Source organism: Arthrobacter sp. SO5, assembly GCF_020532805.1.
GTDB lineage: Bacteria > Actinomycetota > Actinomycetes > Actinomycetales > Micrococcaceae > Arthrobacter.
In genome coordinates, this window is the sequence record NZ_MQTQ01000074.1 from 23,813 (window position 1) to 29,812 (window position 6,000).

Annotated in this window: 5 protein-coding genes; 3 read left to right on the forward strand and 2 right to left on the reverse strand. The window is 70.5% G+C overall.

The annotated features are described in order from the left end of the window. The first annotated feature begins 2 nt into the window (after nucleotides 1-2). From BJG92_RS13680 to BJG92_RS13690, 3 genes are all read left to right on the forward strand, one after another. Nucleotides 3-1,229 (forward strand): acetyl-CoA C-acyltransferase, encoded by a 1,227-nt coding sequence (locus tag BJG92_RS13680; protein ID WP_374199804.1) that lies wholly within the window; start codon nucleotides 3-5, stop codon nucleotides 1,227-1,229. Beyond that, entirely contained in the window at nucleotides 1,226-3,388 is a 2,163-nt protein-coding gene (locus BJG92_RS13685; RefSeq protein WP_232084543.1) for a 3-hydroxyacyl-CoA dehydrogenase NAD-binding domain-containing protein, read from the forward strand. Before BJG92_RS13680 ends, BJG92_RS13685 begins: the two co-directional genes overlap by 4 nt. A 314-nt stretch (nucleotides 3,389-3,702) precedes the next feature. Then, nucleotides 3,703-4,023 carry a GYD domain-containing protein gene (locus BJG92_RS13690; RefSeq protein ID WP_232084544.1) on the forward strand — a complete coding sequence of 107 codons (321 nt, stop codon included), beginning with the start codon at nucleotides 3,703-3,705 and terminating at the stop codon, nucleotides 4,021-4,023. A 49-nt stretch (nucleotides 4,024-4,072) separates the two neighbouring features. Here the strand turns inward: BJG92_RS13690 and BJG92_RS13695 are convergent, their stop codons facing one another. Further along, a complete protein-coding gene (locus BJG92_RS13695; RefSeq protein ID WP_232084545.1) occupies nucleotides 4,073-5,623 on the reverse strand; it encodes an ABC transporter ATP-binding protein in 1,551 nt (516 codons plus the stop codon). After that, nucleotides 5,620-6,000, reverse strand: a 381-nt coding sequence (locus tag BJG92_RS13700; RefSeq protein ID WP_232084546.1) for an energy-coupling factor transporter transmembrane component T, incomplete at its 5' end; no start/stop codon positions are given. The genes BJG92_RS13700 and BJG92_RS13695, both read right to left, overlap by 4 nt.

Consider the following 6,000-nt stretch of genomic DNA (forward strand, 5'->3'; position numbering starts at 1 on the left):
CCATCCGCGAGGTGGTCTTCGTCGACGGTGTCCGCACGCCGTTCGGACGTGCCGGCGAGAAGGGCATCTACGCCGGAACCCGCGCCGATGACCTCGTGGTCAAGTGCATCCGCGAACTGATGCGCCGCAACCCGTCCCTGCCCGCTGAACGGATCGACGAGGTGGCCATCGCCGCCACGACGCAGACGGGCGACCAGGGCCTGACAATCGGCCGCACCGCCGCGCTGCTGGCCGGCCTGCCCCGCACCGTGCCCGGGTTCGCCATTGACCGCATGTGCGCCGGCGCCATGACCGCAGTGACGACGACGGCGAGCGGCATCGGCTTCGGCGCCTACGACGTCGTGATCGCCGGCGGCGTGGAGCACATGGGCAACCACCCGATGGGCGCGGGCTCCGACCCCAACCCGCGCTTCATGTCCGAACGGATCGTGGACCCGGCGGCCCTGAATATGGGCAACACCGCCGAGAACCTGCACGACCGCTTCCCCGCCATCACCAAGGACCGGGCCGACGCGTACGCAGTCGCGTCCCAGGACAAGCTGGCCGCCGCCTACGCCAACGGCCAGATCCAGCCGGACCTGGTTCCCGTGGCCACCATGAAGCCCGGCCAGGGCTGGACCGTCAACACCGTGGACGAGCCGCCGCGCCCGGGCACCACGGTGGAAGACCTCGCCGCGCTGCGCACCCCGTTCCGCGCGCACGGCCGCGTCACCGCCGGCAACGCCGCAGGCCTCAACGACGGCGCCACCGCAGCCCTGCTGGCCTCCGCCGACGCCGCCGAGGAGCTTGGCCTGCCGGTCAAGATGCGCCTGGTCAGCTACGCCTTCGCCGGCGTCGAGCCCGAGGTCATGGGCATCGGCCCCGTCCCCGCCACCGAGAAGGCCCTCAAGAACGCCGGACTCGGCATCGAGGACATCGGCCTCTTCGAAATCAACGAAGCCTTCGCCGTCCAGGTCCTCAGCTTCCTGGACCACTTCGGCGTCGCCGACGACGACCCCCGGGTCAACCGCTACGGCGGCGCAATCGCCGTCGGGCACCCGCTCGCCTCCTCCGGCGTCCGGCTGATGAACCAGCTGGCGCGCCAGTTCGAGGAGGACCCGGGCGTCCGCTTCGGGCTGACCGCCATGTGCATCGGCCTCGGCATGGGGGCCACCGTCATCTGGGAAAACCCGCACCACGCCGACTACGGCACCGAATACCCCACCACCGAGACTGGAGCCGCAGCATGAGCGCCGCCGATTTCCGCAAGCTTGCCGAACTGTTCCCGAACGAGTCGGTGACGCACTCCTACGTCCAGGACATCGAGCTCCCGCTAGTGGACGGCACGAGCCCCGGCACGTTTGCCCTCGTCACGCTGGACAACGGCCTGGACCACTCCAAGCCCACCACCCTGGGCCCGAACACCCTGATCGAGCTCGGCACCGTGCTGGAGGGGCTGCGGGACCGCGCAGCGCGCGGTGAGATCGTCGGCGTCGGCGTGACCGGCAAACCGTACTTCCTGGTGGCCGGCGCCGACCTGTCCACGGTCAAGTCGGTCAGCGGCCGCGAGCAGGGCCTCTGGATGGCCCAGCTCGGCCACGACGTGTACGCCACCCTGGCCAACCTCGGCGTGCCCAGCTTTGCGTTCATCAACGGCCTGGCCCTGGGCGGCGGGCTGGAGATCGCCCTGCAGTCCACCTACCGGACCGTGTCCACCGGGGCCGGCGCCCTGGCCCTGCCGGAAGCGTTCATCGGGCTGGTCCCGGGCTGGGGCGGCGTGTACATCCTGCCGCGGCTCATCGGCCCCGAGCACGCCGTGAAGGTGATGATCGAGAACCCGCTCAGCAACAACCGCACGCTTACGGGGCCGCAGGCCTTTGAGCTCGGCGTGGCGGATGCCGTGTTCGAACCGGCGGACTTCGTCGAGCAGTCCGTCGCCTGGGCCGCAAAGGTCATCGCCGGAGCGGTGACGCCGGCGCGCCCCAACGCCGTTGACCCCGCCGCACCGGAGGTGGCCGCCCGCTGGGCCGCCGCCGTCGCGAAGGGCCGGGCGTTCGTCGAAGCCAAGACCTCCAACGCTTCCCCGGCGCCCCGCAAAGTCCTGGACGTGCTGGAAGCCAACCGCACGCTGACGCAGGCGGAGTCCGCGGAGCTGGAGTGCGAGACGCTCGCGGACCTGATGCAGACCAATGAGTTCCGCTCCACGGTCTACGCTTTCCTGGACCTCGTGCAGCGGCGCTCCAAGCGCCCGGCCGGCGCGCCTGACCGTAAGCTCGCCCGCCCGGTCGCCAAGATCGGCGTCGTCGGGGCCGGGCTGATGGCCAGCCAGCTCGCCCTGCTCTTCGCCCGCCAGCTCAAGGTTCCCGTCGTCATGACGGACATTGACCAGGCCCGCGTGGACAAGGGCGTGGGCTACGTCCACGCGGAGGTGGACAAGCTGCTGGCGAAGGGACGGATCAGTTCCGACGCCGCCAACCGGACCCGCGCGCTGGTCACCGGCTCGGTGTCGAAGGAAGCCTTCGCCGACGCCGACTTTGTCATCGAGGCCGTCTTCGAGGAACTCAACGTCAAGAAGCAGGTCTTCAAGGAGGTCGAGGCGATCGTCTCGCCGGAGTGCATCCTGGCGACCAACACCTCCTCGCTGTCCGTCACCGCGATGGCCGAGGACCTCGAGCACCCGGAACGGCTCGTGGGCTTCCACTTCTTCAACCCTGTGGCCGTGATGCCGCTGCTGGAGATCGTCCGGGCGCCGAAGACCGACGACGCCGTCCTGGCCACCGCCTTTGAGCTCGCCAAGGGGCTCAAGAAGTCCGCCGTGCTGGTCAAGGATGCCGCCGCGTTTGTGGTCAACCGCATCCTGCTGCGCCTCATGGGTGAGGTGACGGCGGCGTTCGACGAGGGCACACCCGCCGACGTCGCGGACAACGCGCTGCGCCCGATGGGACTGCCCATGACGCCGTTCGTCCTGGGTGCCATGGTGGGCCTGCCGGTGGCCCAGCACGTCCAGGAGTCCCTGCACGCCGCATTCGGGGACCGCTTCACGGTCTCGGCTAACCTGCAGACACTCATCGACAACGGCATGAAGTCCGTCTGGGCGCCTGAGAAGGGCCCGGACGGCAAGCCGTTCATTCCGGCCGAGACGCTGGCGCTGATGACGTTCGGCACCGCGCCGTCCACCGCCGAGGAAGTGCTGCGCCGCACCCAGGATGCCCTGGCGGAGGAAATCGGCCTCATGCTCGCCGAGGGCGTTGTGGCCGGACCCGAGGACATCGACCTCTGCATGATCCTCGGCGCCGGCTGGCCCATGTTCCTCGGCGGCATCACCCCGTACCTTGACCGGGTCGGCGCCTCCGAGCGGGTCAACGGCAGGAAGTTCCTCGCACCCGGCGTGGCCTCCGAGCCGGCGTAGGGGCGCCATTCCCCCCTTTCCCCCGCCGGCGCCGCCGCCCGGGCCGCAGCCCTGACCAAGGTCAGGGCTGCGGTCCGGGCGGCGGCGCCTTTGCATGTCCAGTGGCGGCGGCGCAGCGGGTGCCCGGCGGATGGACGGGCCCGGTCAGTCGGGCAGCTTTGCTGATTCATCCCGGACCGTTGTCTGGGTGAAGTGCAGGACCTAGCATGTGGGCAGTGCCCCACTCTGGGGACCAACTCCGGGACCTTCCCTGGTTGGATGTCTGGCACACCTTCGGAGGCCCGCGTCGTGGGCGTCACAAGACAGGAAAGACCATGACCAAATATCTGTTCGAAGCCAACTACGTCGGTGAGGGAATCAAGGGCCTGATGCGGGAAGGCGGCACGAAGCGCCGTGATGCGGTCATCGAAGCCCTCAAATCGGTGGGAGGCTCGCTCGAATGTTTCTACTACTCCTTCGGGGAGACCGATGTCCTGGGGGTATTCGAGATCCCGGATCAGGCCAGCGCCGCAGCCCTGTCGCTCATGATCAATGCCACGGGCTCCGTGAACCTGCGTCTGAAACCGCTCATGACACCGGAGGATATCGACGAAGCAGCCAAGAAGACACCGTCCTACCGGCCGCCGGGGCAATAGAACCAGTTTTATCCGGCTGCGGCATTCCCGGGGTCAGCGGCGGCAGACTTCAGAGTTCCCTCAGCCTCCCGTCCCGCAGTTCCAGCGTTCTGTGCGCATGCGCCTGCGCGTATTCAAGGTCGTGGGTGACCAGCACGACGCCGGCACCCCTGGCCGCCGCGCTGTCGATGGCCGCCCGCAGCCGCGCCAGCCCGTGGCGGTCCAGCCCGACCGTTGGCTCGTCCAGGGCCAGCACGGCCGGCTCGCGGGCCAGCACCGTGGCGAGGGCAAGCAGCCGCTGCTGTGAGGCGGGCAGCTCCGCCGGGTGCGCTTCAGCTGCGCCGGACAGTCCGACGGCGGCCAGCGCGGCGCGGGCCCGGATGCCGGCCGCCTCCGCCCCGATCAGCCGGCGGAGTCCGAAACTGACTTCGCGGAGCACCGTCCGCTCGAAGAGCTGGTCCCGCGGCTGCTGGAACAGCAGCCCCACCGACGCCGAGACCCGGCCCGCCGGAATCCCGGCGATGCCGCGTCCCGCTACCAGCACTTCCCCGCTCTCCGGGCGCAGCAGGCCGTTAAAGTGGCGCAGCAGCGTTGACTTGCCGGCACCGTTGGGCCCCGTGACGGCAACGATCTCGCCGGGACGCACGGCCAGTTCGAGGCCGCGAAGCACGGCCGGCCGCGGCGGATTCCCGGCAGATCTACCGGCAGGTCTGCTGGCGGATCTACGGGCAGGTATGCCGGCCGACCCGTAGCCGAAGCCGATGTCCCGGAGTTCTAGGACGGCCGCGGACCCCGGCGTGCGGCTGGACATGTTCCGCCGGCGCGGGGCCGGGGAGGACATGTCCGTTGTCACGACGCCGGAGCCCGCCAGCTCCGGGGACCTCTCCAGGTGCGCCGGGGTGCCGCGCGCCGACACCGTGCCGCGGTCCAGGACCACCCAGTGTGCTGCCCCGAGGGCCAGTCCGTCCGCCGCCTGGCTGAGCAGCACGACGGCGGTGCCGGCGTCGAGCAGTCCGCGAAGGAGCTCCACGATCTGCGCGGCGCCTGCGGCGTCGAGGGAGGCCAGCGGTTCATCCAGCACGAGGACCTCCGGTTGGGAGATGACGGCGCAGCCCACGGCCAGGCGGCGCAGTTCCCCGCCGGAGAGCGTTCCGGGGTCCCGGCCGAGCAGCGCGGTCAGCCCGGTGAGTTCAGCCGTCCGGGCCACCTCGCTGTGCATCTGCTCCCTCGCCATGCCGCGGTTTTCCAGGCCAAAGGCCAGTTCTTCCGCCACTGTCGAGCGGACCGAAGACAGAATGGCGGCGGCGTCCTGCGGGACGTAGCCCACGCGCCGCGACCAGGCCTCGGGGTCAATCCGGGGATCGTCCTCTCCGCCGACAAACTCCAGGCGGGTCTCCCCGAGTTGCAGGCTGCCGTTGAGGCTGCCCGCCTGGCCGGCCCGCAGCCAGCCGGCCAGCACTTTCCCCAGTGCCGTCTTGCCGCTGCCGGAGCCGCCCAGGACGGCCGTCAACGTGCCCGACACGGCAACCAGCCCGATCTCCCGCAGCGCGGGTGCGCTGGCCCCGTGGAACGTAAAGGCGCCGATGCGGGCGGCCAAAACGGGCAGGCCGGACGCTGTCATGAGGCCCCGGCTTCGGGCCAGGAGACGACGAGGCGCCAGGTCACACCGGCGGCAGCGAGCAGCAGGACCGCCGCCCGGATCCGGTGCTGGGCGGCCGAGTCCGGGACCTCGCGGTAGCTGGTGCGCGGCCCGGGGTGGCCAAAGCCCCGCGCTTCCAGGGCCTGTGCCCGGTTGCCAGCATCCTCGATGAGCCCCAGGACCAGCGGCACCATCTGCAGCCTGACGGCTCCCAGCCTGGACAGGATGCCGCCGCGGAGCACCAGCCCGCGGGCTTCCTGGGCCTGCCGGATCCCGTCCAGCCGGGTGGCCATGGCGGGAAGGAGCATCAGGGCGGACGACAGGACGAAACCGAACTGCGGCGGCACCCGCCGCGCGGC

What these genes read in the sequence shown, in the direction of transcription:
- BJG92_RS13695 (WP_232084545.1), bottom strand. Translation starts at nt 5,623, where the DNA reads ATGACAGCGTCCGGCCTGCCCGTTTTGGCCGCCCGCATCGGCGCCTTT.
- BJG92_RS13690 (WP_232084544.1), top strand. Translation starts at nt 3,703, where the DNA reads ATGACCAAATATCTGTTCGAAGCCAACTACGTCGGTGAGGGAATCAAG.
- BJG92_RS13685 (WP_232084543.1), top strand. Translation starts at nt 1,226, where the DNA reads ATGAGCGCCGCCGATTTCCGCAAGCTTGCCGAACTGTTCCCGAACGAG.